Consider the following 25,693-nt stretch of genomic DNA (forward strand, 5'->3'; position numbering starts at 1 on the left):
CATTATAATGTTATAACTTTTTAATTTTGCCACATTGAACATAGGGAGGGTTATCGATGAATGGTTTTATGAGTTTTATGGAACAGAAGATTATGCCGACAACGCAAAAGATTGCGGGGCAACGACATTTATTAGCAATTCGAAACGGAGTTATTTCTACGTTACCGTTAACGATTGTCGGATCATTTTTCGTTATCTTTTTAAATTTACCGATTGATGCATATATGGAGTGGATTGCACCGTTTCGTCATATTTTAGATATTCCATTCCGATTTACAGTAGGTTTAATGGCGTTATACGCAGCGTTTGGGGTAGGGGCTTCACTCGCGAACTTTTATCAGCTCAATCAATTAAGTGCAGGATTATTATCTGTACTCGCCTTTTTACTAGCATCAGTTGAACCAATTCAAATAACAAAAGCTGTACCAGGTGTTATTGATGCAGGTAGATATATTTCAGTAGGAACATTAAGTGCAACTTCTTTATTCGGAGCAATTGTTACAGCATTAATTGCAGTGGAAATTTATCACTTTATGATTAAGCATAATATCTCGATTAAATTACCAGATAGTGTACCACCAGCAGTTGCAAACTCGTTTGCAGCATTAATTCCAACTCTAGTAGTTATTCTTTTATTCTGGGGTATTCGTTACGGTTTGAAATTTGATGTAAATACAACAATCACATACTTAATCGCACCATTAAAATCAGTATTAGTAGGAAATAATTTATTCGGTGGTTTATTAACAGTATTCTTAATCGTGTTCTTCTGGTCATTCGGTATACATGGCCCTGCGATTTTAGGACCAATTATTCGTCCGATGTGGGATTCAGCAATTCTGGAAAATATGGAAGTGTTCACAGCTACAGGAAATGCACATCAGTTACCAAACTTATTTACAGAGCAATTTATTCAATGGTTCGTATGGATTGGTGGATCAGGCTCAACATTAGCTTTAGTAATTATGTTTATGTTCTCTAAATCTAAGTTCTTAAAAGAGTTAGGTAGATTATCATTCGTACCAGGATTATTCAATATTAACGAACCAATTATTTTCGGGGCACCAATTGTAATGAACCCGATCTTAATTATTCCATTCGTTATTACACCGTTAGTTACAACGACGGTATCATACTTCGCAGTTGTTTCAGGTATGATTCCAATGATGATGGCGAAGCTGCCGTTTACGATGTTAGCACCAATTGCAGCTATTATTAGTACGGACTGGACAATTATGGCTGGTGTACTTGTACTTGTTAACTTTGTTATCTCATTCGTTATTTACTATCCATTCTTCAAAATGTATGAGAAGCAACAATTAGCAGGAGAGGAGAAAACAGAATGCTCGGAGCAATTATCATCTTAATTACATTTGTTATCGGACAGTGTATTGCGCATTATTCAAAATGGGTACAAAGTAAATCGCTATTAGTTTTACTACTTGTGTCGATATTATTTATCGGATGTTCAATGGGAGCTTATGTGGCATTTAGTTTACAATCACCGTACTTTATCATCGTACCAACGATTTTATGTGCGACATGTTTATCTGCAAAATATAGATTTACAAGTATGGCATTAATACAACGTGTGAAGGAGATGCAAAAGCATGGAGCGTAAATTAGGAATTTCTCTTTATCCAGAGCATTCAACGAAAGAAAAAGATATGGCATATATTTCAGCAGCGGCACGTCACGGTTTTTCAAGAATATTCACTTGTTTATTGTCTGTGAATCGTCCGAAAGAAGAAATTGTAGCAGAATTTAAAGAAATTATTAATCATGCAAAAGAGTACAATATGGAAGTCATTTTAGATGTAGCACCAGCTGTGTTTGATCAGCTTGGTATTAGCTATAGTGATCTATCATTCTTTGCAGAGTTAGGTGCAGATGGTATTCGTTTAGATGTAGGATTTGACGGATTAACAGAAGCGAAAATGACGAACAACCCGTACGGTTTAAAAATTGAGCTAAACGTAAGTAATGATATTGCCTATTTAGAAAATATCCTTTCGCATCAAGCAAATAAAGCAGCTTTAATTGGTTGCCATAATTTTTATCCGCAAAAATTCACTGGTCTTCCGTATGATTATTTCATTCGCTGTAGTGAACGTTTTAAGAAGCATGGTATTCGCAGTGCAGCATTTATCACATCACATACTGCTAACATCGGTCCATGGGATATTAATGACGGATTATGTACATTGGAAGAGCATCGTAATCTCCCAATCGAAGTGCAAGCGAAGCATTTATGGGCAACGGGGCTAATCGATGATGTCATTATCGGAAATGCTTATGCGAGTGAAGAAGAGTTAGAGAAACTAGGAAACTTAAATCGTTACATGTTGCAGCTGAAAGTACAATTTGTAGATGAAGCGACTGAAGTAGAGAAGAGAGCGACTCTACAAGAAGTACATGTAAGACGCGGTGATATAACAGAATATATGGTACGTTCTACAGAAGTACGTAAAAAGTATAAAGACTATGACTTCCCTATGCGCGAAAGTGTGCTACAGGAAAGAGGGCAAGTTGTAATTGGTAACAACTCATTCGGAAAGTATAAAGGTGAACTACAAATCATCTTGAAAGAAATGCCGATAGATGAACGGAAAAATATTGTCGGTACGATTGCTGAAGAAGAGGTGTTCTTACTAGATTATGTAGGAGCTTGGACACAGTTTACTTGTGTGGAATAGGAAAGGGGAGAGGATGCTATGGCATCCTCTTCTTTTTGTTGAAATAGTAGTCTATCGTATATAGAATGCAAAGAGATAGATTTAACTAGGACGGGGGAGAAGGAGATGGAAGAGTATATAGATGATTTATTAAGGCGGATGGGTGATGAGGAAGCAGGTATTCGACAATGTGCATATGAAGAGGCGAGATGGTTAAATGATTTATCGCTTTTTTCTTGTTTACAAGAGAAAGTAACGAAAGCAAGAAAAGCACATATAAAAACAAATCTATATTTTTTAATTACACAACTTGCAATAAATACTAAAGAGATGTATATTGCAGATTATTTGATAGATCGGTTAGAAAGTGAAGAAAGCAGGGTGGTGTTAGATAGTCTGCTCATAGATTTAAGTAAATTATCTGAAGCAAGCAATGTACATAAAATTATTCCTTACATATATCATAAAAATAGTGGAGTTCGTTATTCTGCTGTCATCGCTTTAAAGTTGTGTAAATCGTTGGAAGCAGAAGATGCTTTATTGAAGTTACTTACAGTGGAAGAGAAGCGAGATGATGTTGTAAATATATGTGCTACTTTATATGAGATTGGAACAAAGCGATCAATTCTACTTTTAACGAAACTTTTACACTGCGATAGTGCTTATATTCGTTCAGCGGCTATTGAGACTTTAGCGGAAATCGGAAAAACAGACTTACAAATAGTTTATATTGATGCTTTAGCTGATAGAAATGTCATGGTGAAATATGAGGCCATTCGAGCTATTTATACATATGGAGATGAAATGGCGATTAAGCCAATTTGTGAACGTGTGAATAAGGTTGCTTCTAGAAGACGTAAAAATGAAGTAGAGCCTACTGATGAATCAGAGATTGTCATCGCTCTTCGTTTCTTACATAAGTTTGCTAATCATGAAGAAGTTTTAAAGACATTTGATAAAGTGTACAAAAAACGTGGAAACTTGTTTATGTCGGAGAGGAAGTGGCTTAGAGACAATATTACTTACTTTCAAGAGAAAGAATATAAGAATCATAAAAAAGAGCCCGCCTCAACGATGAGACTGACTCTTTTTTTCTAACTAGTTTAATACTTTAACTGTAACTGTTTTACGTCCCCAGCTACTTGATGAACCTTTGTCTGGCATTAAAACGTCGATTTTATTTCCTTTAATAGCTCCACCAGTATCACCAGCAATAGCTACTCCGTAACCTTCAACCCATACTTTTGAACCTAATGGAATGACACTTGGATCAACTGCAATTAGTTTCATGTTTGGATTAGCTGTTAAGTTATGACCCATAGCTGATTTCACTTGGTCTCCTGCTTTGTAACCATTTTCAAGTGGATCTGCTGTGTAAGCTGTTGCTTCAACTCTTAACTCACGAGAAGAAGATGGTGTACTTGTTTCAGTTTCTTTTGCAACAGGTTGTTGTGTAGCTGGTTTTTGAGCTTTAGCCGCTTCACGAGCTTTAGCTGCTTCTTGGGCTTTAGCCGCTTCACGAGCTTCAGCATCTGCTTGAGCTTTAGCCGCTTCACGAGCTTTAGCTGCTTCTTGAGCCTTAGCCGCTGCTTGAGCTTCAGCATCTGCTTGAGCTTTAGCTACTTCACGAGCTTTAGCCGCTTCTTGAGCTTTAGCATCTGCTTGAGCTTCAGCATCTGCCTGAGCTTTAGCCGCTTCTTGAGCCTTAGCTGCTTCACGAGCTTTAGCCGCTTCTTGAGCTTTAGCATCTGCTTGAGCTTCAGCTGCTTCGCGAGCTTTAGTTGCTTCTTGAGCTTTAGCCTTTGCTTGAGTTTCAGCTAATTCCCCGGCTTTAACTGCTTCACGAACTTTAGCTGTATCTTGAACGTTAGTTACTTTTTCAGCTTTAACTACTGGCTGAACTTTAACTGGTGCTTTCCCTGTTAAGTAAGGAACATGTACATAAGCTGTTTGGCCGTTATATTCAAATTGAATCCAATCATTTTGTACTTGGTGTGTTGTTTCGATTACATCATCTTTTTTCAATTTACCAAGAATCGCTGAATCTGTATTTGCTCCAGCACGTACGTTTAATACGTTTGCTGTTACGTAGTAAGTATCTTTAGTGTAGTCAGCGCTTATGAAAGCTTCTTTACCACTATTTAATTTAACTTTTGACCATCCGTTTTCTGTATGTAAAACGTTAATTTTATATCCATCTAATAACTTTCCGACAACTTTTGATTCAGTAGTTGGGTTTTCTCGTACATTTAGTACATCAGTTGTTACAATCGTTTCTGCTTTAGCAGATGTTGTGAAAATCCCAAGACCAAAAACCGCTGCTGTTGCTATACCCATAAATTTTTTCATAATAGCCTCCATTGCATTTGTTTTTCGTTGTCCTCATTATAGCAACCATTATTTTCTTATTTGCGGAAAACACAAAACTACAAAGCATTCGTAATGAGGCGTTAATATTCTGTAATAATTCCATTAATATCCTGATAGCGTTTTCTTTGCGGTTTTCGGGGGGTTATAACATATGATTCATAAAATCAAGACTATTTTAATTACTAATAGATTAATAATGTATCAGTGATGTTAACTAAATGTTTCGATGGTATTACGAAGTGGAGGTATTTAACTGTTTGAATCGCAACATGGTTATAAAAATATAATGTTTTTGCGTGTGGAGTCATATATATAGGGTGAATTTTAATAAAATAGAGATATAATTGTTACAAAATAAGTTGTAGTATGGAAAAAATTACGCCTTGAATTTGTGTTATTACATAGTATTTTTGCAATAATAGGATTGCAGGATAGTTGTAATGTGAAATGGAAGCTGCAAGGATAAAAAGGTAATCACAACATGAAACGTATATAATAGAAGAAACATGATTTAAAGGGACGATATTGTTATGAATTGGTTTGCTAATTGCTGTAGATTCATATTCTTAATAAAACGTTGATAAAATTGAATTTTTCTTCAATAAAATAAAAAACGTAGGAGTGTAAACTCCTACGTTTTTTATTTACTCATATCGTAAACATTCAATTGGATCAAGTTTTGCAGCTTTGTTAGCTGGTAGTAGACCGAATATAATACCGATTAACATTGAGATACCTACTGCGAGAAGTCCAAGTTCTTTTGAGACAACGAGTGGCCATCCAGCAAAGATTGAGACGATCCAAGCGAAGAAGATACCGAGCATGAATCCGATGAAACCACCGAGTCCTGTTAAAATACAAGATTCAATTAAGAATTGTGTTAATACTTTACCGCGCGTTGCACCAAGTGCTTTACGAATACCAATTTCACGTGTACGTTCTGTTACAGATACAAGCATGATGTTCATTACACCGATACCACCAACAAGTAAGGAGATAGCGGCAATACCACCGAATACCATTTTCATCATACCGATTGATTCGTCTAGTTGTTTCGTAAATTCACCCATATCTTGCGCTTCAAATTTATGCTCAAATTTAGGAGCTTTCATTTCGTTTAAAACAGAAACGGCTTGTTTTTCTACACTTTTACGTTCTGCTGGAGAAACGAGTGTTAATTTTACAGTGTCATACTCAGTTACTCCAGAAATGACAGGGGCGTTTTCAAGTGATGTATAACCTTCTGACATAGCCATTCCAAACTCATTTTTCGTTTCGTACACACCGACTACTTTATATGGTTTTCCTTTTATATCTGTGTATAAATTTGATTCCCAACCATTAAATAATTTATTGAAAGCTTCTTCATTTAATATAACAGCAGGAATTGCTTGGTTTAATTCGCTGTCGTTTAATTCACGACCGTGAACTAATTTTATTTTTGAATCTGTCATAAAGGCGCCTGTTCCACCTTTTAAATCAAGAGAGACATCTTTTGAACCAGCAGATGCTTTTACTTTCATACTTACATCTGGATAAACATCTTTAACTCCAGGAACAGTTTGAAGACGTTTCAGCATATCAGATGTAATTTTAGCGTTATCTGGTCCATAATCAGGGTTTTTGTAGTAAATCGTTACTTCATTATCTTTTCCTTGGCCTAACTCTTTTTTAAACTTTGCGTTTGTACCATCACCCATTGAAATGATAGTAATAATGGCGCTAATACCGATAATAATACCTAGCATCGTTAAGATAGAACGCATTTTATGAGCAAAGATAGAGGAAAGGGCCATGCGTATATTTTCACTCGTGTTCAAAATTAACCTCTCCAATCTTGGACGATATTTCCGTCACGAATTACAATTTGACGTGCTGCAGCTTCCCCGATTTCACGGTCATGGGTAATCATAATGATTGTTGAGCCTTGTTTGTTTAATTCGTAAAAGAGGTCCATAATCTGTGTACTTGTTTTCGTATCAAGTGCTCCCGTCGGTTCATCGGCTAAAATGAATTTCGGGTTATTTACGATTGCACGTGCAACAGCGACACGCTGCTTTTGTCCACCTGACAATTCGTTCGGCAGGTGAGTAGCGCGATCAGCTAAACCTACTTTTGTTAAAGCGGCTAATGAGCGCTCACGTCTTTCTTTTTTATCAACTCCAGCGTAAATAAGAGGTAGCTCTACATTTTGAAGTGCTGTAAGTCTCGGTAATAACATGAAGTTTTGGAATACGAATCCGATCTCTTTATTACGAACGCGTGCAAGTTCTGTCTCAGACATGTTTGAAATATTTTGACCAGCTAGTTCATACGCACCTGTCGTCGGTTTATCTAAGCAACCGATAATGTTCATTAATGTTGATTTACCAGAACCAGAAGGTCCCATAATAGAAGTGAATTCTCCTTGGTTCAGTGTTACGTCAATTCCGTGTAATATTTGAACGGATTCTGCACCATTTTGGAAGGATTTCGTGATGCCTTTTAAGTTAATCACTGGGCGACAACCTCCATACCATCTTTTAAGTCTTTTTCAGGTTTAGAGATAATTTGTTCTCCTTTTTTCACTCCAGAAACTTTTGCTTCGCTATCAGTCTCGAATTCAACAGTAACTGCTTGTTCTTTCGCTTTACCGTCTTTTACAACGAAGACAACATTTTTGTCACCTTTTTTCACGATACTGCTTTTCGGAACAATTGTACCAGTTGCTTCGCCAGATTTACTTGTTACGTAAACGTGGAAGCCGTTTTGTAATTCTTCACTATTATCCAATGTGACAGTGAATTGGTAATTAGAAACTGTTTTATTTTCATCCATGCTCTTTAATGGTGTAGAACCGATTTCTGTTACTTTTCCTGTCCAAGTCTTACCAGCGACAGTTTTTGATGAAACAGTTACTTCTTGCCCAACTTTCATACTAGCAAGCTCATATTCAGAAAGTTGACCTTTTACTTTAAATGGACCAGCGTGACGAAGAGTAATTCCGCTCATACCTGTTTTTTCGTCAGCAGTTTTTACGATATCATCAATTACGCCATCAGCAGGACTTGTTACAGAAAGAGTGTTTACTTTCTCTTTTGCTGCTTTAATCATTTCATCAGCTTTTTCAACTTCAAACTTTTTCATTTCAATTTGTGATTCTAATTGCCCAACTTCAACTTCTGATGCTTTTAATGCTTCAGCAGGAAGGCCTGCATTTTTATCTTTTTGTAATTTTTGTTTCGCTGCATCAATTTGTTTTTGGAACAACGTTACTTCTTTTTGTGCGATTTTCTTTTGCATTTCTGCTTCTGTTACACCTTGTTTAGCAGTAGGGTCATTGTATTTAAACAGAAGCTGACCTTTTTTCACTTCATCGCCTTTTTTAACAGCTAATTCATATGTTCCTTTTGTTGGATCGAATGAAATAGTTTCAATTCCGTTTGGAATAACTTCGCCACCAAATTTTTGTGCGTTTTCAATTTGTTTTTCCGTAACTTTATAACCGCTATATGCCATTGCTACTTCTGAACTGCCTCCAGCAAATGCAAAGTATGATCCAGCTGCAATTCCGATTGCTACTACACTAGTAATTAAAACTTTATTTTTCTTCTTCATCTATTTATCACCTTTTCGTTCGTTTTAGTATCTACATTAAGTATAAAAGAGGTGAAGAATCTGACAAATCGTTTTAGCTTACAATAACCTTACAGTTTTGTAAGGTATGGATATGTAAATGTAATGTTGAGTTTGTACTATTGAAGCGTATGCTTTAAGCAAATGAATTGACTCGTTGTTTCTTTCTTACAATAATATTATATGAAGGAGAGGAGGAGAGAAGATGGAAGCTTATTTTAGTGCGCAACCATTAAAGCCATTTATTCCGTACTCAAGGCAACATGCCATTATATTATTTATTATGTTGGTAGGAATATTCTTTCTATATCAATATCAGGATTTATTACGTCAAAGTGAGTGGAATATAACGGTTCGATATGCAATTGCATTTCTATTTATAGGAAGTGAGATTGGACTTCATATGTGGGAATGGAAAGCTGGGATTTTTGAACTAGGCACCTCATTACCATTTGAGTTATGTACGATTAGTTTATTGTTAGCATCGATTATGATTGTAACGAAAAGTTATCGATTATATGAGATTGTGTTTTTTACAGGAATTATTGGTGCATCACAAGCCATTTTAACGCCAAACGTGCAATATGCTTTTCCACATTTTCGCTTTATAGAATTCTTCATTGCACATGTATTACTCATTTGGGCACCACTCTTTATGACATGGGTGGAAGGATATCGTCCGACATTACAATCTATTAAGCGTACGATGATATTTTTAAATATATTGATTCCAATTGTTTCGTTTGTGAATTACAAAACGGGCGGTAATTATATGTTTTTAGCTCGTAAGCCAGAAACAGCTTCATTGCTCGACATGTTAGGGCCGCATCCTTACTATATTATTTCATTAGAAATTGCAGCGCTTATGGGATGTTTTATTTTGTATATGCCGTTTGCGAAAAGAGAAGGGCATGCGCATAAAGAATCACTAGGATCATAAACTAGTGATTTTTTTATTTTATAAATATTTACAATTCAGAAAATTAAGAATAAAATTAGAGGGTAAATTACATATAGAGAGAAGGGAAAACGTGGTCAAAAAAGTTTTTCTGAATGGGATGGAAGTGACGATTCAATTTATTATTTCGATTTTGGGTATTATTTGTTTAGGGGCACTGCCGAAGTTATTTTATGGATTTGAGCTGCGTGCATCAACGTACATAAAGAGTTTAAAAGAAATATTTGTGAATTTAATGGACATCTCCAATTTTAAATATGTGGGAGATAAATTTTTATTTCCACAGTTGTTTGTCCATTATAAAGAAACGATTGTTATATTTTTAGCTGCTTTTTTCATTTCATTATTTGTAGCATTTTGTATTGTTTATGTGATTATGAGTAGTTCACCACGTATACAACATCGCATTAAATCATTTCTCATCTTCCTAGAATCCATTCCAGATATTCTTCTTATTTTAGGATCACAAATTTTAGTTATATGGTTTTTTAAACAAACAGGTTTTTTACCTTTTCAAATTGCGTCAATTGGAGGCGAGTCGATTAGAGGATTGCCAATATTTTGTTTGAGTATACCGACTACGATTCTGTTTGTAAAAATGCTAGTGCTTCGTTTTGAAAATGAGCTAGAAAAAGATTATGTACTATTTGCTAAGGCGAAAGGGCTGAGTCGCTTTCATATTTTAAATCGTCATGTATTACGAAATGTGTTGCTTAGTACACTTTTCTTTGCGAAAACGAATATCTTTTTTATGTTATCTAATTTATATATTATAGAATGGATTTTTAATACGGGTGGTATTTTTATGTTTTTGAAATCGTATGAGGGTATTAGGGTTGAGGTTTTCATCGTTAGTGTACTGCTTATTTATATTCCAATTTTTATTTTATTTAAATTGTTTCATTATCTCATTCCAGCTGCGATGAAGGAGAGGCTATAATATGTGGACGTATATAAAACGCGATAAAAGATTTTGGATAAGCATTGGGTTTCTTCTCATATTAGTTCTTTTGAGCATCGGAAATACGATATGGAATGATGGACAGATTAAAAAAGTTACATTGCAATATGATGCGGCTGGAAATCCAGAAGTACCACCGTTTTCACCTTCATTACAATTTTTACTCGGGACAGACCGGAAAGGATATGACCTTTTACATTTAGTCATTGAAGGCGCGAAGTGGACGATTGGTATATCTATTTTAATTGCAGCACTTAGAATGGTAATAGGTGTGTTTTTCGGTGTTGTACTCGGAACGTATGTAAAAAGAGGGTTTTCTAAGATTGAGGCTTTTTTTGATAGTTTCACAGTTATTCCGACAGTTATGATTGCGTATTTCTTTCTTCAATCTGTGAATCTATTTGGAAGTGGAGAGGAAACAACAACTTTTTTTGAAAGGGCTTCGTTTCAAGTTGTATTACTTGTAATGCTTGTGATGCCAGTTATTGCACTGTATGTTGCGAAGGAAGTTCGTAAATTACAAACGGAAGAATTTATTGATGCCGCGCGCATATTAGGTGGATCAAGAAGACACATAGTTATAAAACATCTTTTTCCGCATCTCTATATGACGTTTATACTCGTATTTCTTCAACAGTTTACTCAAACTCTTACAATTTTACTTCATTTAGGGCTACTTGAGGTGTTTTTTGGTGGGACGGTCCAGTTTGGTGGACCGATAGGGATAAAAGAAATAGATTCTTACACGCATGAATGGTCCGGTTTAATAGGAGTGTACTTTAGATCCTTAACAGTGCATCCATGGATTCCTCTTGTCCCAATTACATTTTTCGGACTTACCATTTTTTCAGGGAATATGATTGTGAAAAGTATAGAAGAAGCGATGATGAAAGTAAGGTTAGGTGGGGAGATAAAGAAGACAAATATAGAAGAGGAACAACCCGCTGTGCAGTCAAAAGAAGAGTTGTTTACGTTTAAACATACGATGTGAAAATAAAGAAGAAGCAAGCATAATCAATGCTTGCTTCTTTTCTTTATTTTGTAGAAACTTCACCTTCAGTTTCTGTTTGCGGAATAAAGTATCCGACTATACCACCAATTATTGCTGGAACAATCCAGCCAATACCTAATTCATAAAAAGGAATTGCGTGTACGATATTAGCGATAAAACTTGGTATCATTCCCACATTATCAAGTGCATGAATACAGCTAATAAGGAATGCCGCAATCATCGCTCCGATATAGACAGAAGGTTTATGTTTCGTATATTTATCAATAAAGGATACGAAAATTAAAATGATTGTAATTGGATATAAAATAATTAATACGGGTAATGTAATTTTGATTAATAAACTTAATCCTAAGTTTGAAATAACGAAACTAAAAATACAAACGTATAGTACAAGCTTCTTGTATGAAACATTTGTTAATACTGTTGTGAAATAGTTAGCGAATGCACTTACAACACCGATTGCAGTCGTTAAACAAGCAAAGATAATTGCGATACTTAATAAAACATTACCGCTTGTCCCAAAGAATTGATACATAACAGTAGCTAATAGCTGACCGCCATTTTCAAATTGTCCTAAGTTCCCGTTTGAAGCGCCGATATAGCCGAGTAAGAAGTAAACAATTGTTAGGAACAGGGCCGCAATGCTTCCGCAAATAATTGTATATTTCGCAATGGATTTCTTATCTTGTATACCGTTTTGACGAATTGCATTTACAACAATCGTTGATAATACGAGTGCTCCGATTGCATCTAACGTTAAAAATCCTTCAAGAAATCCTTTGAAAAATGGAATTTCTTTATAGTCACCAACAGGTTCTGCAAATGATCCTGGTGAAAGAATCGCTTTTGTTGCCATAATTGCAATAATTATAAGTAAAATGGGTGTTAATATTTTACCGATATGATCTACTAATTTTGATGGATTTAATGATAAGAAGTAGACGACTGTAAAGAAAATCGCACTAAAGACTAACATAGAGTACCATTGATCTGGGAATAGTGGTGCAATCCCAATTTCGTAAGATACAGATCCAGTTCGTGGAATAACAAATAGTGGGCCGATTGAAAGATAAATAATGATAGCGAATACTGCTGCGAATTTTGGATGAACACGGCTCGCTAAAGTATTAAAGCTACCACCAGCAAGGGCAACAGCGACGATAGCTAGTAAAGATAAACCGACGTCTGTAATAATAAATCCTGTAATGGAAACCCACATATTCTCTCCGGAAGAAAGACCGAGAAGAGGCGGGAAAATCATATTACCAGCACCGAAGAAAACTGCGAATAGTAGTAAACTAATCGAAAGTATTTGCGCTGGTTTTAAAGTTGTACGCATATAAAGAAAAGCCTCCTAATGAGTGTTTTTGTCGAAAATTCAAACAATTTGTCGAGTAACTGTTATTATTTTAAAGGTCTGATGACTAGAAAGCAAGAGGGAATTTTATAAATATTAAAAAATAATGCATTAAATTGAATAAATATACTATTTATATGTTAATTAGGAAAGATTTAACTTTAAATATCAAAACACACATATCGTTACGATATGTGTGTTAAAAGAAAATCTTTTTATCACGTTCTTCTTTTAAAATTTCAACCGCTTCTCGGAAACGTTGTGAATGGACAATTTCTCGTTCACGTAAAAAGCGCAAGCTGTCGTTTATGTCGGGGTCGTCAGATAAATCAATTAGCCATTGATAAGTTGCTCGTGCTTTTTCTTCAGCTGCAATATCCTCATATAAATCTGCGATAGGGTCTCCTTTTGCCTGAATGTAAGTTGCAGTAAAAGGAACACCACCTGCATTATGATAAAACAAAGCGCTATCGTGATTAGCATACTGTGCGTCTAATCCGGCAGCTTTCATTTGTTCAGGTGTTGCATCTTTCGTTAATTTATAAATCATTGTAGCAATCATTTCTAAATGGGCGAACTCTTCTGTACCGATATCGGTTAGTAAGCCAACGACTTTGTCAGGAATAGTATAACGCTGATTTAAGTAACGGAGGGCGGCAGCTAGTTCACCATCCGCACCACCATATTGTTCAACTAATAATTTGGCGAGTGCTGGATTACAAGTACTCACTTTAACTGGATATTGTAATTTTTTTTCATAAATCCACATAGTTTCTCTCCTTTATCCCGCTATTTGCTGCCCGTAAACTCCACTTGATTAAAGTTTCATTTTATATTTGCCATGGCCACGGTCCTTGGCTCCATTGCCATGGAGCGTTAGAATAACTATTTCCGAACTGCTGAAGTGGCCCGTATTTTTCTTCAATTTTTTGTTGTAATACTCTTCGTTTATATGAGAAATCGTTGAATTGATTTATAGCTGCAGTATCGTCGGGATGCGTATCTAAATAGAGGGTAAGTTCAACTAATACAAAGTCTAGTTCTTGTAGTTCTTCAATCCATTTGTAATATTCATCAGGCAATGTTTGTGTCACGTTTTTATTCACCGTCCTTTTTTGTGAGGATTTTCATAAAAATCATAAAAAGCAGGCCATAAAGTCCCTTTTCTTAAAGCTTCTTTTGGTGGGAATTGAGGTAAGTTAGGTGGTTGAAAGCCCATAAATAGGTGTGGGGGAGTTGAGTAATATTTCTTTCCAATTGGAGGACAAGGATCATTTGGACCGTGATAAGGTATGTAAGATTTCATGAATTTATCCATGTTACACGCCTCCTTTATAAATGAAATATTCATTACTACGTATTGTATTCGTACATAATTGCAAATTATGACTCATATAGAAAACTAAAAGGGGCAGGGGGAGTGCGGATGGAAAGTGCTACAACATGTATTGTCTTAGAATCCAAAAATTTAAAGGAAACATTATATTTTTATGAAGGAATTCTAGGGTTTAAACCGAGCAAGGAGAGGCCACAAATACGTGTAACAGGTGTGTGGTATGATATCGATTCAACGAGAATTTGTTTTGTTGTAAACAGGGGACTGGGAGAGCATAGAGAGACTGTTATATCATCAGTGAAGGAACTATTGTTAAAAACTACAAATATCGAGCGGTTAAAGAAAAAGTTAGCGTTTTATCAAATATCATTTGTAGAAGAGCGCCGCGGTGAAGAAGTTAGAATAATATTTCATGATCCAGATGGTTATACACTCCAATTTATTTCAATAGAGAACATGGGAGAGAGCCTTTTATAATGTAATAATCTGAATGGCGAATGAGAAAAATATTGACAAGCTTAGGTAAATATTTTAATGTGATTGTATAAAATTGTGTATATAAAGGGGAGTAACTTATTACAGTAAAGTCGTCATTACAGGGAGAAACCCTCGGCTTTATTGGCAACGTTTCGTTGTTAGTGAGACCTTTACCAGCAATGGTAAAGGCCCCTTATTGTCTTTTTTAGGACCCTTACCATATTTGGTAGGGTCCTTTTTGTATACAAAGAGAGGAGAAATAAAAATGAAAAAACTTATTAGTAGATTAAGAGTTGTATTTCATGTCCGTCGTTTTGTTCCATTTCTATTTGACTTTTTTACTTCAAAAGAGGTTTCAATAAAGAAGAAAATCTTATCTATTGCTTTTTTAGTTGGTTATGTAGCGATGCCGCTCGATTTAATTCCAGACTTCTTACCGTTCATCGGTATTTTAGATGATATTGGAATTGTGTTATTCATTTTAAATCGAATTGTAAAAATGGCGCCAGTACAATTGCAAGAAAAGCATAACGTAAACGTAGGATAGGAGTTGAAAATATGGAGCAAATTATTTTAGATATAATCGAGTTTTTAAAGCAGTTTTCTTATTTTGGAGTTGTGTTAGCATTAACGTTTGAATTTATTCCAGCAGAGGTAGTTTTGCCCATGGTTGGGTATTGGGTATACGAGGGTGATATGAATTTTTGGCTAGCTGTATTAGCTGGAACACTGGGGGGAACGACAGGACCATTAACGCTATATGCACTCGGTTATTACGGTGGTCGTCCTCTATTAATAAAATACGGAAAATACTTCTTCATTAAAGAAGAGCAAATTCAAAAGGCAGATGATTTCTTTGAGAAATATGGACCGGTTGTAGCATTTGTTGGACGCTTTGTACCAGGGGTTCGAACGCTTATTTCTGTTCCATGTGGTATGGCGAAAATGAATATATGGAAATTTAGTATATATACATTTGTAGCAATGTTTCCGTTAACGACTTTGTATATTTATTTTGGAATGAAGTTAGGTCCGCATTGGGCAAAAGCGGCGGATGTTGTTGGACAATATATGCTACCGATATTACTAGTCGTGGTTATTGTTGTAGGTGGTATTTTAATCTATAAATTTATGAAAAAAAGAAACAGAACGGAATCTATTTAGTCATTGGTACTGGAATTTGCATATTTTTTGAAAATAGATGAATAGTACAGGCAAAAGACTCTGAGGGACATACACATATAAGGAATATAAAAGAGAGAGGGGAAACAACTATGTCTTGTGAGTGCTCAGGGTCAGCATTAACTTGCTGTCCAGATAAAAATTATGTGCAAGATAAAGTGTGTAGTCCGTGGTCTGCTACTGTAGTTACAACAGCAATTGATAATGTTCTCTATACAAATAATATTAACCAAAACGTAATTGGTACTGGTTTTGTAAAATATGATGTTGGACCAGGCCCAATTACTGTAGAAGCACTTGATTCTGCTGGGGCTACAATTGATACACAAACATTAAACCCAGGAACGAGCATTGCTTTTACGTATCGTCGCTTTGCTAGTATACAAGTTGTGTTACCTGCAACACCTGCTGGAACGTATCAAGGAGAATTTTGTATTACAACACGTTATCCGCTTTCATAGCAGAATAGGAGAGGATCGAAATGGGAATGAGAAGTTCCGGTTTGTCTTGTTGTTCTAATAAAACACTTGTGCAAGATCAAGTATGTACAGACTGGTCTATTACAGGTGCTGGTACTCAAATTGTATATACGAATAATATTACGCAAGAAGTATATGGTTCAGGTTATGTGAAATATGATGTAGGTGCGAATCCGATTACAGTTGATTTTTTAGTAGGTGCAACAGTAGTTGATACAATTACTGTACAACCACAAAGTAGTGGTACTTTCACTGTACGATATTTTACGACTGTTCGAATTACTACGACAGGAACAACTGTTAATCAAGGAGAGTTTTGTATTACAGTACGTTATCCAATTTCATAAAAAAAGCATACCGTAAATGGTATGCTTTTTTTAAATTGAGGAAGTAATAAAATTGGTATTCTATAAGCAATATGTAAATTGGCAACAGTACTTGCCTTCTAAATATAGTGAAGGATTATTTTGTATATTAATAATACTAACGGATTTTAAATCTTTACCTGTGTAAGATATTGTATTGCCAGGAAACACAGTGAAAATATTGGTTACTGCTCCAATGATTTGAATTGTAATTGCTTCAGTGCTGCTAGTACTATTGTAAACCGAGACAGTACCTGATATAAGCAGTATCCCATCACTTTGCCACAGTATCATTGATTGTAGTGCATCTTTGGCAGAGGGAATGGTGTTATTAGTTATGAGGAAATTCCCTGCAAATTCATTTGTTACTCGCTCACAACTTGGATTTGGAGGAGGGGGCGGTGGACAAGGGTCTGGACAAATGATAGATAAAGGAGCGAAACAGCCAATATTTTTTTTGTTCTTCAATACAACCCCTCCTTTGTAAGTTGTCTTTTACTACTATTAAATGTAGAAGCATGGCCGATGTGTTAAGAAAAGAAGAAAATTTTTAAAATTAAGATTGTCTAATAGGCTTACAGCTTAACTTATCATTAATGTTATAGAAAAGATTATATGTGAATAGACATGGGAAAAGAATGATCAGACTCTTTTAGACAAAAGGTGGTTGTATACAATAGTACGAGTAATGTTGGACTTAACACCTAATTAACTGTATATTTACAAAAATCTAATAAAATTCATTTGTTATTTAAACGATATTAATATGTTTAAGATAAAATAGCCCTTGTAATGAATCAATTATTATGAGGAGGATTCACGTGGAAAGAACTGCTTTACGGAAAGTAAAAGGCCTTATTGGATTATTGATGGTTTTTGTATTAGCTTTTGTATCATTGCCGTGGAATACACCAGTCAAAGCGGAAGAGAAAAAACAAGAAAAGTCGCCAAGTGAGAAAAAACTTGTTTTTCCAGTTGTAAGTGATGTGCATATTAAAGATAGTGGAACAGATGATACGTTCCGCTGGAAAAGAGCGATTGAGCAATTTAATACGCTTGCACCAAAGCAAGATGCGTTTGTCATTGTAGGTGATTTTACTGATTCGGGTTCAGTAAAGCAATATGATCGTTTTATGCAAGTGTATAACGAAAATGCAAATAAAGATGTGGTACGAATGAATTCTCTTGGTAATCATGATTATTGGAACGGTTTATCTGAAGAGGGAGCGCAGAAGCGTTTTTTAGAAAAGACAGGAATGGAATCGATTTATTATCATAAAGTGGTAAAAGGTTATCATTTCCTTGTTATGTCTCCAGAGAATGGAACAACACATGGATATTATTCGGACAAGCAAATTAATTGGTTAAAAGAAGAAATGGCAAAGGCACAAAAAGATGATCCGGAAAAACCGATTTTCGTATTTTTACATCAGCATATTAAAGATACAGTATACGGTAGTCATGAATGGGGAACACAAGATAGTGCAAAAATTAATGCAGTGTTAAAAGAGTACCCGCAAGTCATTACATTTTCAGGTCACTCACATTATCCATTAGATGATCCAAGATCGATTCATCAAAAAGACTTTACATCTGTTGGTACATCTTCTGTAAGTTATATGGAAGTTGAAGGTGGTAAAGTACAAGGAAATATCCCGTCAGGAGCTAGCACGTTAAGCCAAGGGCTATTAGTAGAAGTGGATGATAAAGAAGTAACAATTAATCGCCGTGATTTCCATACGAATTCTTGGACAGGCGAGCCATGGAAAATTCAGTTGCCATCAAAGAAAGAAATATTTACGCATGTAGAAGATCGCGATAAAGAAAAGCCATCTTTCAAGAAAGATGCAAAGTTGACAGTATCAAATGTAACGGAAAACGCAGCAACTGTGACATTCCCACAAGCAGTGGATAACCTTCTTGTTCATTCTTATCGCGTACAAGCGAAGGATAAGCAAACAGGTGAAATTAAAAATAAGTTATTAGCGTTCTCTGAGTTTTATCGTGATCCAGTGCCGAAAGAGCTTACATTCACGCTTGCTGGATTAGATGGCGGGAAAACATATACACTTGAAGTAGTTGCAATTGATTCGTTTGGCAATGAAAGTGCGCAACCGTTAACTGCAGAAATCACAACGAAAAAAGATAATATTGATCCGAATGTGAAAGTACCAAAGGCAGACGTTTTTGATGTAAATTTTTTAGATGGTACATTTAAAGATAACTCACCGTTTGGAACGAAAGGTGATGTGAAAGGCAATGTATCTATTGAATATGATAAAGCTTTGAAAACAAATGCAATGAAATTAAATGGAAAAGCAAATACATTTGGGTACCTTCCATTCTCAGTAGCACAAAAAGAAAAAGTAGCAAATTCATTTACGTTGGAAACTGTATTTTCAATGAATGAAATTCGCGGACAAGGTATTTTGCAAAATACAGAGAGCGGTGGAATTGGTTTTGAGTCTACAGGAAGTGGATATGTAGAATTATGGGCTCATATTGGCGGAAGTTATAAACGTGTTGGCGTTCAATTAGAAGCGAACAAAACGTATCATTTAACAGGAACGTATAACGGAAGTGAAGTAGCAATTTATGTAGATGGTAAAAAAGTAAATAGCCAGCCAGCTCAAGGGAAAGTGTATCATCCGAACGTACCATTTGCCCTTGGTGCAGATCCAGATAGCAATGGCAATGGTGGTATTCCGTTAAATGGACAAATTGCGCTTGCGAAACTATATAGTAAAGCGTTAAGTTCTTCAGAAGTATTAGCAGCGTATAATGAGTTTTCTAACCGTACAAAGTTAGAAGAAGTAAACGCTTTATATGAAGAACTTGGAAAAGTAAAAGAAGTGTTAGCTGGTAAGTATGAGTTTGGTGACAAACCAGGTCAATATTCAAAAGAAGCATTTCAAGAATTAGAGAAGAGCTATAATAATGCAAAGCAAGCGTTTGAAAATGTAGGAAGTACTGGAGAGCAAATCGTTCAAACATATAACGAATTAAAAACAGCTAATGTAACATTTGTACAATCTAAAGTAGCAGAAGAACAACCGAAAACACCGAAAGAAAAATTACAGATCAATATTGAAACTGCAAAAACAGTAGTGAAAAAAGCGCAAGCTACAAATGTAACGGACGGTTCAGTGAAATCATTGAGTCAAAAAATCACTGTTGCAGAAGCTGTGTTAAAAGATAAAAATGTAAAAGATGAGTATGTAGAATCAATGAATCGTACGTTAGAGCATGCTATTTCATTGGTTGAAAAAAGTATCAACAAGTAAGGTATAAGAAAAAGAAGCTTATCATGATAGGCTTCTTTTTTGTTATACTAAAAGTAGTATAGAAAAAGGGAGCGAATAATTTGGAAGAGAAAAAGCTAAAAAGAATTCTTGAATATGTATGGATCGCCGTTGTGCTCCTTGTAGGATATTATTTATTAAAAGATAAAAGTATATGGGTTCTATTTCTAATGACATTTTTATTAGCGGGATTAGGAACGCTATTTATTAACTTTTTCTTTGATAGTGTAAACGCGTGGAGAAAGAAAAAGAAAGAGACGAAGTAAGGGAGAATAAAGTGAAACTTTAATCAGTGGGTGTCTTACTGACCGGCAAATAGCGGGATAAGTATACAAAAGTTGACCGGTATATTTTTCGTTTTACAGTCGTTAATGAAAATAGCTCGCCTTTATTATAGGCGAGCTATTTTTTTATGCTTCTTTTTTCTCATCATTTGTTTTTTTAGTAGCTAAATGACTATGTTTTCTAGAGTAGAAGAAGTAGACGCATAAACCGACTATAAGCCAAACTGCAAAGCTGATCCATGTTGTTTTGGACAAATTAAACATTAAATATAAACAACAAAGAATAGCGACAATTGGTAATACAGGTACGAGTGGCGTGCGGAAGCCACGTTTTAAATCAGGATGGGTTTTTCGTAAAATAAGTACAGCAAAGCAAACGAATGTGAAGGCTGTTAACGTACCGATGTTTACTAAATTCGCTAGTAAATGTAGGTCTAAAAGTCCTGCTAATAAAGCTGCAAATACTCCAGTAATCCATGTGTTTAGTAAAGGGATTTTCACTTTTTTATTTACGCGTGATAACGCTTTTGGGAGTAAGCCGTCTCGGCTCATCGCATAAGAAACACGAACTTGTCCATACATAACGACTAAAAGAACGGTTGTCATTCCTGTCATCGCACCAACTGCAAGCAGCCCCGCAATTGTATCTTCACCAACGAAATGTAGTGCAAATGCAACTGGATCAGAAACGTCTAATTGCGTATAAGGAACCATGCCTGTTAAAACGAAAGATACGATCATGTATAAAACTGTACAAATAAGAAGGGAACCGATAATGCCAATTGGTAAATCACGCTGCGGTTTTTTCGTTTCTTCTGCCGCGGTTGCGATTGCATCAAAACCTAAAAAGGCGAAGAAGACAGTGGCAGCTCCAGTAATAATACCGTCGTACCCGAATGGAATGAACGGTGTCCAATTTTCAGGCTTTACATATTTTGCACCTGCTACGATAAAGGCGATAATAACTGCTAATTTTATAAGGACCATAATATTATTAATGCGTGCGCTTTCGCGTATACCAAAACTTAAAAGCCCAGTAATGAGAAGTAAAATACAAACAGCGGGTAAATCAATGAGACCACCTTTTCCTGTACCAGGGGCCGAGGAAATAATGGTGGGAAGGTGTATATTGAATCCTTGAAGCAATGATTGTAAGTATCCAGACCAGCCAACAGCTACTGCTGCAACAGCGAGTAAATATTCGAGCATTAAACACCAACCAACGATAAAGGCGACAACTTCTCCGACAGTCATGTATGCATAAGTGTAAACACTGCCTGAGACTGGTATAGAAGAAGCGAATTCGGCATAACAAAAGGCTACACAAGCACAAGTAAATGCAGCAATAAGGAATGATAGCATAATACCAGGGCCAGAATGTTTTGCCGCTACGATGCCTGTTAATACAAAAATCCCTGTCCCAATTACGGCGCCGATTCCTAAAAACGTTAAATCGAGTGCCGTTAATGTTCGATCTAGCTGCCTTGGTGATTCAGTACTAAGCGCTTTTTTTCGTAATAATGACTTCACTTTGAGCTCTCCTCCCGTTTTTCATCTCCATAACTGCCGAATAGTGTGAATCCATTGGAAAAGAGTACGTAAATGAATGAAGGTACAGTTATGGTATGTAGTTTTTGAAATTTCTGGATTAATTTTATTATAATTCAGAATATTTTGTCAAATAAAAATGTGACAAATAAAATACGAATGAATAGGGGAAACTACTTGCAGAAATAGACGAGGGTTAACGGAGTGATAAAACCATTCATTAAAGTTTCACTTTATAAAGTAGGAGAAGATGCTATGTTATTTTATTTTGAACTTGTCGTCATTTTACTTTGTACGAAATTAGCTGGTGATATTAGCGTTAGGCTTGGCCAGCCTTCTGTACTTGGTAAGTTAATCGTTGGTATTATTATCGGTCCTGCTGTGCTTGGTATTATTAATAGCTCAGAACTTATTGATGAGCTTAGCGAGATTGGTGTTTTGCTACTTATGTTTATGGCGGGACTCGAAACAGATTTAGAAGAGTTAAATCGGAATTTAAAAGCGTCCTTTGCAGTAGCGGCTGGTGGAATTATTTTCCCTTTCATTGGTGGATATGTAACGGGACTGCTTTTTGGATTGATGCAATCCCACGCTATTTTTTTAGGATTATTACTTTGCGCAACATCGGTTAGTATTACGGTGCAAACGTTACGTGATTTAGGGAAGATGAATACGAGAGAAAGTATAACGATTTTAGGAGCGGCTGTATTTGATGATGTGATAGTCGTTATATTATTAGCGTTTGTAATGAGCTTTTTAGGAACGCAAGATGTGAATATAACACTTGTTATTGCAAAGAAAATTATTTTCTTTGTAAGTATTGTTTTTATCGCATGGAAAGTAGTTCCGTGGATTATGAAAATGCTCGTACCACTTCGCGTGTCGGAAGCGTTAATTAGTGCGGCTCTTATTATTTGTTTCTCTTTTTCATATTACAGTGAAATGATGGGAATCGCAGGTATTATTGGAGCATTTGCAGCAGGAATTGCGATTTCTCAAACCGAGTATAAACATGAAGTGGAACATAAAATTGAACCGATTGCGTATGCGATATTTGTACCAGTTTTCTTCGTAAGTATTGGGATGGAAATTACATTTCAAGGTATCGGAAGCCAACTTTGGTTCATTATCATTATGACGCTCATCGCAATTTTCACAAAGCTAATTGGATCAGGTTTAGGAGCAAGATTAACAGGCTTCAATTTACAATCTTCTATTAGTATCGGCGCCGGGATGGTATCACGCGGAGAAGTAGCGCTTATCATCGCAGCGAATGGACTTACGGCGAATTTATTAGCGAAAGAAAATTTCACAGCAATTGTTATTGTTGTTATATTGACGACGATTATTACGCCGCCGCTTTTGAAGAAGTATTTTGTATAGAGGGGGAGAGCTTATCTGATGTAGGTAAGCTCTTTTTTTATTGGCAAAAGCAATAGTCATATGGCGTGAATAGGTTGTAATTATGGTAAAATCTACGTATATGATAAGTCGAGGAGAGAAATAGGTGAAGATTACGAGGGGAAAAGTTATAGGTGTAGTTACACTTCTTTTATTGTGCATGCCATTTATTGTAGGAAAAGAATCAAAGGTAAAAGATTTTCCGGTTTCTATGTTTTCTTCTCACGTGGAAGGTCGTTATCCACAAGAATATAAATACACTGCATTTTTACCAGACTTTGCAGTTTGGACAAAAGGATGGGAAAAGAAGTGGACAGAAGGGGAAAGAACCGTTTATCAAAAAGGGAATCGCACTGTAAATGTGTTCCATCCTCCTGGTGATGATGGCTATTATCTCTATGAAGAAGGAGAAAATGCGAAATAAAAAGCAACCGTAAGAAGTGGAGGTTAAATAGTGAAAGCTTCAACATTACTATTTAAAATTGAAAGTAATATGGATCAATTTTCACCAGCTGAAAAGAAGGTTGCCATGTACATAATGGAGAATGCAGAGATTGTTCCGAACTTAACGACGAAAGAAGTGTCAACGAATGCAGGCGCAAGTGAGGCAAGTGTTGTTCGCTTTTGTAAGTCGATTGGGATTGGGAGCTTTAAAGCATTTAAAATCGCGCTCGTTCGTGAATTAACGATTGCTGATTATAATATTAATGATTTTTCAGTGATGAATACGGAAGATGGACCGTACGATTTGTTTAATAAAGTTACATATGTGAATAAAGCTGCAATTGAGGCGAGCGTTACTGCGATAGATAAAAAGGAACTTGAGAAAGCTGCAGATCGTATTGTAAATGCGGATAAAGTTATATTTTACGGAGTAGGTGGGTCAGCTACACCGGCGATGGACGGAGCTTATAAATTTACTAGACTTGGATTTACTGCGATGATGCTATCTGATTTTCATATGATGTTACCGCTTGTGACGAATTTAAAAGAAGGTGATATATTTGTTGCGATTTCAACTTCTGGTCGGACGAAAGATGTACTTGAAATGGCGCAATATGCGAAGAAGCGAGGAGCTACAGTTATTGCGATTACAAAGCTAGATCAATCATCTCCTTTATATAAAGCGGCAGATATTCGCCTTTGTATGCCGGATGTAGAGCAAGATCATCGTATTGCAAGTATTGCTTCAAGAATGACACAACTCAATATGATAGATGCTTTATATGTGATTACTTTTAATCGTATTGGTAATAAAGTGTTGGATCAATTTATGGAGACAAGAGAAGAAGCTCTTAGGTTACGGAAGTTAAAATGAAAAGATGGGGAAACCCATCTTTTTTTGCATCCTGACATAAATTCGTCATGAAAAGAAATGAAATTTCATAAAATAATAAAGTAATATTGATTTTAAATTTCTTAAAGTTATAATAAAAGTATGAAATAAAATTTCAAAGTAGGTGGTAATATGTTAGAAAATTTATCGACAGAACATCGTAATGAGAAGACGATGAATTTAGATGAGATGAGCATAAAAGAAGTTCTGCAAAGTATGAATGAAGAAGATCGAACTGTTGCGTTAGCAGTTGAAAATGAAATAGAAGAAATTGAGAAGGTTGTACAAATTGTTATTAAGTCTTTTGAAGAAGCTGGACGGTTAATTTATATTGGGGCTGGTACGAGTGGTCGTTTAGGTATTTTAGACGCAGTGGAATGTCCCCCGACATTTGGAACAGATGACAAAATGGTGCAAGGATTTATAGCAGGTGGATTGAAAGCGTTTACTAAAGCGGTAGAAGGTGCCGAAGATCGGGAAGAGTTAGCAGAAGAAGATTTAAAAAGTATTGGATTAAATGAGAAAGACACGGTCATTGGAATTGCAGCAAGTGGTAGAACACCTTATGTAATTGGCGGATTGAAATATGCAAGTAGTGTGGGAGCGAGTACAGCGAGTATTTCTTGTAATAAAAATGCTGAAATAAGTAAATATGCAAAACTAAATGTGGAAGTAGAAACAGGCGCAGAAATATTAACAGGCTCAACACGTTTGAAGGCTGGCACAGCGCAAAAACTAGTACTGAATATGATTTCTACAGCGTCTATGATTGGTGTAGGAAAAGTGTATAAAAACTTAATGGTAGATGTTCAGTCTACAAATGAAAAATTGGTAGAACGTTCAAAACGAATTATTGTGGAAGCGACAGGCGCTAGTTATGAAATAGCTACAGAGTATTATGAGAAAGCAGAACGTAATGTGAAAGCTGCAATCGTTATGATATTACTACAGTGTGAATATGGGGAAGCGCTAGAAAAATTAAAAGCGGCGAAAGGATTTGTGAAGAAGGCACTTTAAACTATGGGGAGGGGGATT

27 protein-coding genes and 1 pseudogene are annotated in these 25,693 nt (G+C 35.8%); 18 read left to right on the forward strand and 10 right to left on the reverse strand.

The genetic code is table 11. The features are described 5' to 3' along the window. Window positions 1-56 precede the first annotated feature (56 nt). From BAQ49_RS27125 to BAQ49_RS27140, 4 genes are all read left to right on the forward strand, one after another. Window positions 57-1,367, forward strand: a complete 1,311-nt coding sequence (locus BAQ49_RS27125; protein ID WP_071747814.1) for a PTS sugar transporter subunit IIC — start codon at window positions 57-59, stop codon at window positions 1,365-1,367. Next, complete coding sequence (locus tag BAQ49_RS27130; protein ID WP_071747815.1) at window positions 1,343-1,621, forward strand: hypothetical protein; 279 nt, start codon at window positions 1,343-1,345, stop codon at window positions 1,619-1,621. The genes BAQ49_RS27125 and BAQ49_RS27130 overlap by 25 nt, the downstream gene beginning before the upstream one ends. Beyond that, on the forward strand, window positions 1,611-2,696 hold the full coding sequence (locus BAQ49_RS27135; protein WP_071747816.1) for a DUF871 domain-containing protein: 1,086 nt from the start codon (window positions 1,611-1,613) through the stop codon (window positions 2,694-2,696). The genes BAQ49_RS27130 and BAQ49_RS27135 overlap by 11 nt, the downstream gene beginning before the upstream one ends. 105 nt (window positions 2,697-2,801) lie before the next feature. After that, window positions 2,802-3,773, forward strand: a complete 972-nt coding sequence (locus BAQ49_RS27140) for a HEAT repeat domain-containing protein (RefSeq protein ID WP_071747817.1) — start codon at window positions 2,802-2,804, stop codon at window positions 3,771-3,773. Here BAQ49_RS27140 and entC read toward each other — a convergent pair. The 4 genes and pseudogenes from entC to BAQ49_RS27160 all read right to left on the reverse strand — a co-directional run bounded on the left by entC (window position 3,774) and on the right by BAQ49_RS27160 (window position 8,642). After that, window positions 3,774-5,148 (reverse strand): annotated as a pseudogene (gene entC, locus BAQ49_RS27145) (cell wall-binding protein EntC). It lies immediately after the preceding gene. Window positions 5,149-5,689: 541 nt separating this feature from the next. Further along, window positions 5,690-6,841, reverse strand: coding sequence for an ABC transporter permease (locus tag BAQ49_RS27150; protein ID WP_425266561.1), 1,152 nt, complete (start codon window positions 6,839-6,841; stop codon window positions 5,690-5,692). Between the two features lie 26 nt (window positions 6,842-6,867). Then, window positions 6,868-7,542 (reverse strand): ABC transporter ATP-binding protein, encoded by a 675-nt coding sequence (locus BAQ49_RS27155; RefSeq protein ID WP_000609098.1) that lies wholly within the window; start codon window positions 7,540-7,542, stop codon window positions 6,868-6,870. Further along, a complete protein-coding gene (locus BAQ49_RS27160) occupies window positions 7,539-8,642 on the reverse strand; it encodes an efflux RND transporter periplasmic adaptor subunit (protein ID WP_071747819.1) in 1,104 nt (367 codons plus the stop codon). The genes BAQ49_RS27155 and BAQ49_RS27160 overlap by 4 nt, the downstream gene beginning before the upstream one ends. Before the next feature lie 223 nt (window positions 8,643-8,865). Here BAQ49_RS27160 and BAQ49_RS27165 point away from each other — a divergent pair, with 223 nt between their 5' ends. From BAQ49_RS27165 to BAQ49_RS27175, 3 genes are all read left to right on the forward strand, one after another. After that, a complete protein-coding gene (locus BAQ49_RS27165) occupies window positions 8,866-9,600 on the forward strand; it encodes a YwaF family protein (RefSeq protein WP_071747820.1) in 735 nt (244 codons plus the stop codon). Between the two features lie 91 nt (window positions 9,601-9,691). Further along, window positions 9,692-10,558: an ABC transporter permease subunit gene (locus tag BAQ49_RS27170; protein WP_071747821.1), complete on the forward strand. Its 867-nt coding sequence runs from the start codon at window positions 9,692-9,694 to the stop codon at window positions 10,556-10,558. 1 nt (window position 10,559) lies between these two features. After that, window positions 10,560-11,570, forward strand: a complete 1,011-nt coding sequence (locus BAQ49_RS27175; protein ID WP_071747822.1) for an ABC transporter permease — start codon at window positions 10,560-10,562, stop codon at window positions 11,568-11,570. A gap of 43 nt (window positions 11,571-11,613) precedes the next feature. Here BAQ49_RS27175 and brnQ2 read toward each other — a convergent pair whose 3' ends face one another. From brnQ2 to BAQ49_RS27195, 4 genes are all read right to left on the reverse strand, one after another. Beyond that, entirely contained in the window at window positions 11,614-12,930 is a 1,317-nt protein-coding gene (brnQ2, locus tag BAQ49_RS27180) for a branched-chain amino acid transport system II carrier protein BrnQ2 (RefSeq protein WP_071747823.1), read from the reverse strand. Window positions 12,931-13,147: 217 nt separating this feature from the next. Then, window positions 13,148-13,717, reverse strand: coding sequence for a spore coat protein CotJC (cotJC, locus tag BAQ49_RS27185; protein WP_000265283.1), 570 nt, complete (start codon window positions 13,715-13,717; stop codon window positions 13,148-13,150). 61 nt (window positions 13,718-13,778) lie between these two features. Next, window positions 13,779-14,042 carry a spore coat protein CotJB gene (locus BAQ49_RS27190; RefSeq protein ID WP_000194953.1) on the reverse strand — a complete coding sequence of 88 codons (264 nt, stop codon included), beginning with the start codon at window positions 14,040-14,042 and terminating at the stop codon, window positions 13,779-13,781. Window positions 14,043-14,050: 8 nt separating this feature from the next. Next, window positions 14,051-14,266: a spore coat associated protein CotJA gene (locus BAQ49_RS27195; RefSeq protein WP_000357170.1), complete on the reverse strand. Its 216-nt coding sequence runs from the start codon at window positions 14,264-14,266 to the stop codon at window positions 14,051-14,053. Between the two features lie 108 nt (window positions 14,267-14,374). Between BAQ49_RS27195 and BAQ49_RS27200 the strand changes: the two genes are divergently transcribed. From BAQ49_RS27200 to BAQ49_RS27220, 5 genes are all read left to right on the forward strand, one after another. After that, window positions 14,375-14,761, forward strand: a complete 387-nt coding sequence (locus BAQ49_RS27200; RefSeq protein WP_071747824.1) for a VOC family protein — start codon at window positions 14,375-14,377, stop codon at window positions 14,759-14,761. 265 nt (window positions 14,762-15,026) lie between these two features. Further along, window positions 15,027-15,308, forward strand: a complete 282-nt coding sequence (locus BAQ49_RS27205; protein WP_000733844.1) for a YkvA family protein — start codon at window positions 15,027-15,029, stop codon at window positions 15,306-15,308. An 11-nt stretch (window positions 15,309-15,319) separates the two neighbouring features. Continuing rightward, entirely contained in the window at window positions 15,320-15,925 is a 606-nt protein-coding gene (locus BAQ49_RS27210) for a DedA family protein (RefSeq protein WP_000435010.1), read from the forward strand. 110 nt (window positions 15,926-16,035) lie between these two features. Then, window positions 16,036-16,404 (forward strand): DUF3992 domain-containing protein, encoded by a 369-nt coding sequence (locus BAQ49_RS27215; RefSeq protein WP_071747825.1) that lies wholly within the window; start codon window positions 16,036-16,038, stop codon window positions 16,402-16,404. A gap of 20 nt (window positions 16,405-16,424) precedes the next feature. Beyond that, window positions 16,425-16,769 (forward strand): DUF3992 domain-containing protein, encoded by a 345-nt coding sequence (locus tag BAQ49_RS27220; RefSeq protein ID WP_000525803.1) that lies wholly within the window; start codon window positions 16,425-16,427, stop codon window positions 16,767-16,769. A gap of 60 nt (window positions 16,770-16,829) precedes the next feature. On the opposite strand, the gene BAQ49_RS27225 is transcribed toward BAQ49_RS27220, so the two are convergent. After that, on the reverse strand, window positions 16,830-17,255 hold the full coding sequence (locus tag BAQ49_RS27225) for an S-Ena type endospore appendage (RefSeq protein ID WP_071747826.1): 426 nt from the start codon (window positions 17,253-17,255) through the stop codon (window positions 16,830-16,832). A gap of 353 nt (window positions 17,256-17,608) precedes the next feature. Between BAQ49_RS27225 and BAQ49_RS27230 the strand changes: the two genes are divergently transcribed. Both BAQ49_RS27230 and BAQ49_RS27235 read left to right on the forward strand, forming a co-directional pair. After that, on the forward strand, window positions 17,609-20,071 hold the full coding sequence (locus BAQ49_RS27230) for a LamG-like jellyroll fold domain-containing protein (RefSeq protein WP_071747827.1): 2,463 nt from the start codon (window positions 17,609-17,611) through the stop codon (window positions 20,069-20,071). 80 nt (window positions 20,072-20,151) lie between these two features. Continuing rightward, complete coding sequence (locus BAQ49_RS27235; RefSeq protein ID WP_000391508.1) at window positions 20,152-20,355, forward strand: hypothetical protein; 204 nt, start codon at window positions 20,152-20,154, stop codon at window positions 20,353-20,355. Window positions 20,356-20,499: 144 nt separating this feature from the next. Here BAQ49_RS27235 and bcaP read toward each other — a convergent pair whose 3' ends face one another. Continuing rightward, window positions 20,500-21,903, reverse strand: a complete 1,404-nt coding sequence (gene bcaP, locus BAQ49_RS27240) for a branched-chain amino acid transporter BcaP (RefSeq protein WP_071747828.1) — start codon at window positions 21,901-21,903, stop codon at window positions 20,500-20,502. 273 nt (window positions 21,904-22,176) lie between these two features. Between bcaP and BAQ49_RS27245 the strand changes: the two genes are divergently transcribed. From BAQ49_RS27245 to murQ, 4 genes are all read left to right on the forward strand, one after another. Beyond that, window positions 22,177-23,304 (forward strand): cation:proton antiporter, encoded by a 1,128-nt coding sequence (locus BAQ49_RS27245; protein WP_084667589.1) that lies wholly within the window; start codon window positions 22,177-22,179, stop codon window positions 23,302-23,304. Between the two features lie 124 nt (window positions 23,305-23,428). After that, the gene (locus BAQ49_RS27250; protein ID WP_071747830.1) at window positions 23,429-23,746 is read left to right on the forward strand and encodes an outer surface protein; all 318 of its coding nucleotides are present in this window, start codon (window positions 23,429-23,431) and stop codon (window positions 23,744-23,746) included. Window positions 23,747-23,776: 30 nt separating this feature from the next. Continuing rightward, a complete protein-coding gene (locus BAQ49_RS27255; RefSeq protein ID WP_071747831.1) occupies window positions 23,777-24,640 on the forward strand; it encodes a MurR/RpiR family transcriptional regulator in 864 nt (287 codons plus the stop codon). A gap of 150 nt (window positions 24,641-24,790) precedes the next feature. Continuing rightward, complete coding sequence (gene murQ, locus BAQ49_RS27260; protein WP_071747832.1) at window positions 24,791-25,675, forward strand: N-acetylmuramic acid 6-phosphate etherase; 885 nt, start codon at window positions 24,791-24,793, stop codon at window positions 25,673-25,675. The last annotated feature ends 18 nt before the right edge of the window (window positions 25,676-25,693 follow it).

Source organism: Bacillus proteolyticus, from assembly GCF_001884065.1.
GTDB classification, from domain to species: Bacteria; Bacillota; Bacilli; order Bacillales; family Bacillaceae_G; genus Bacillus_A; species Bacillus_A proteolyticus.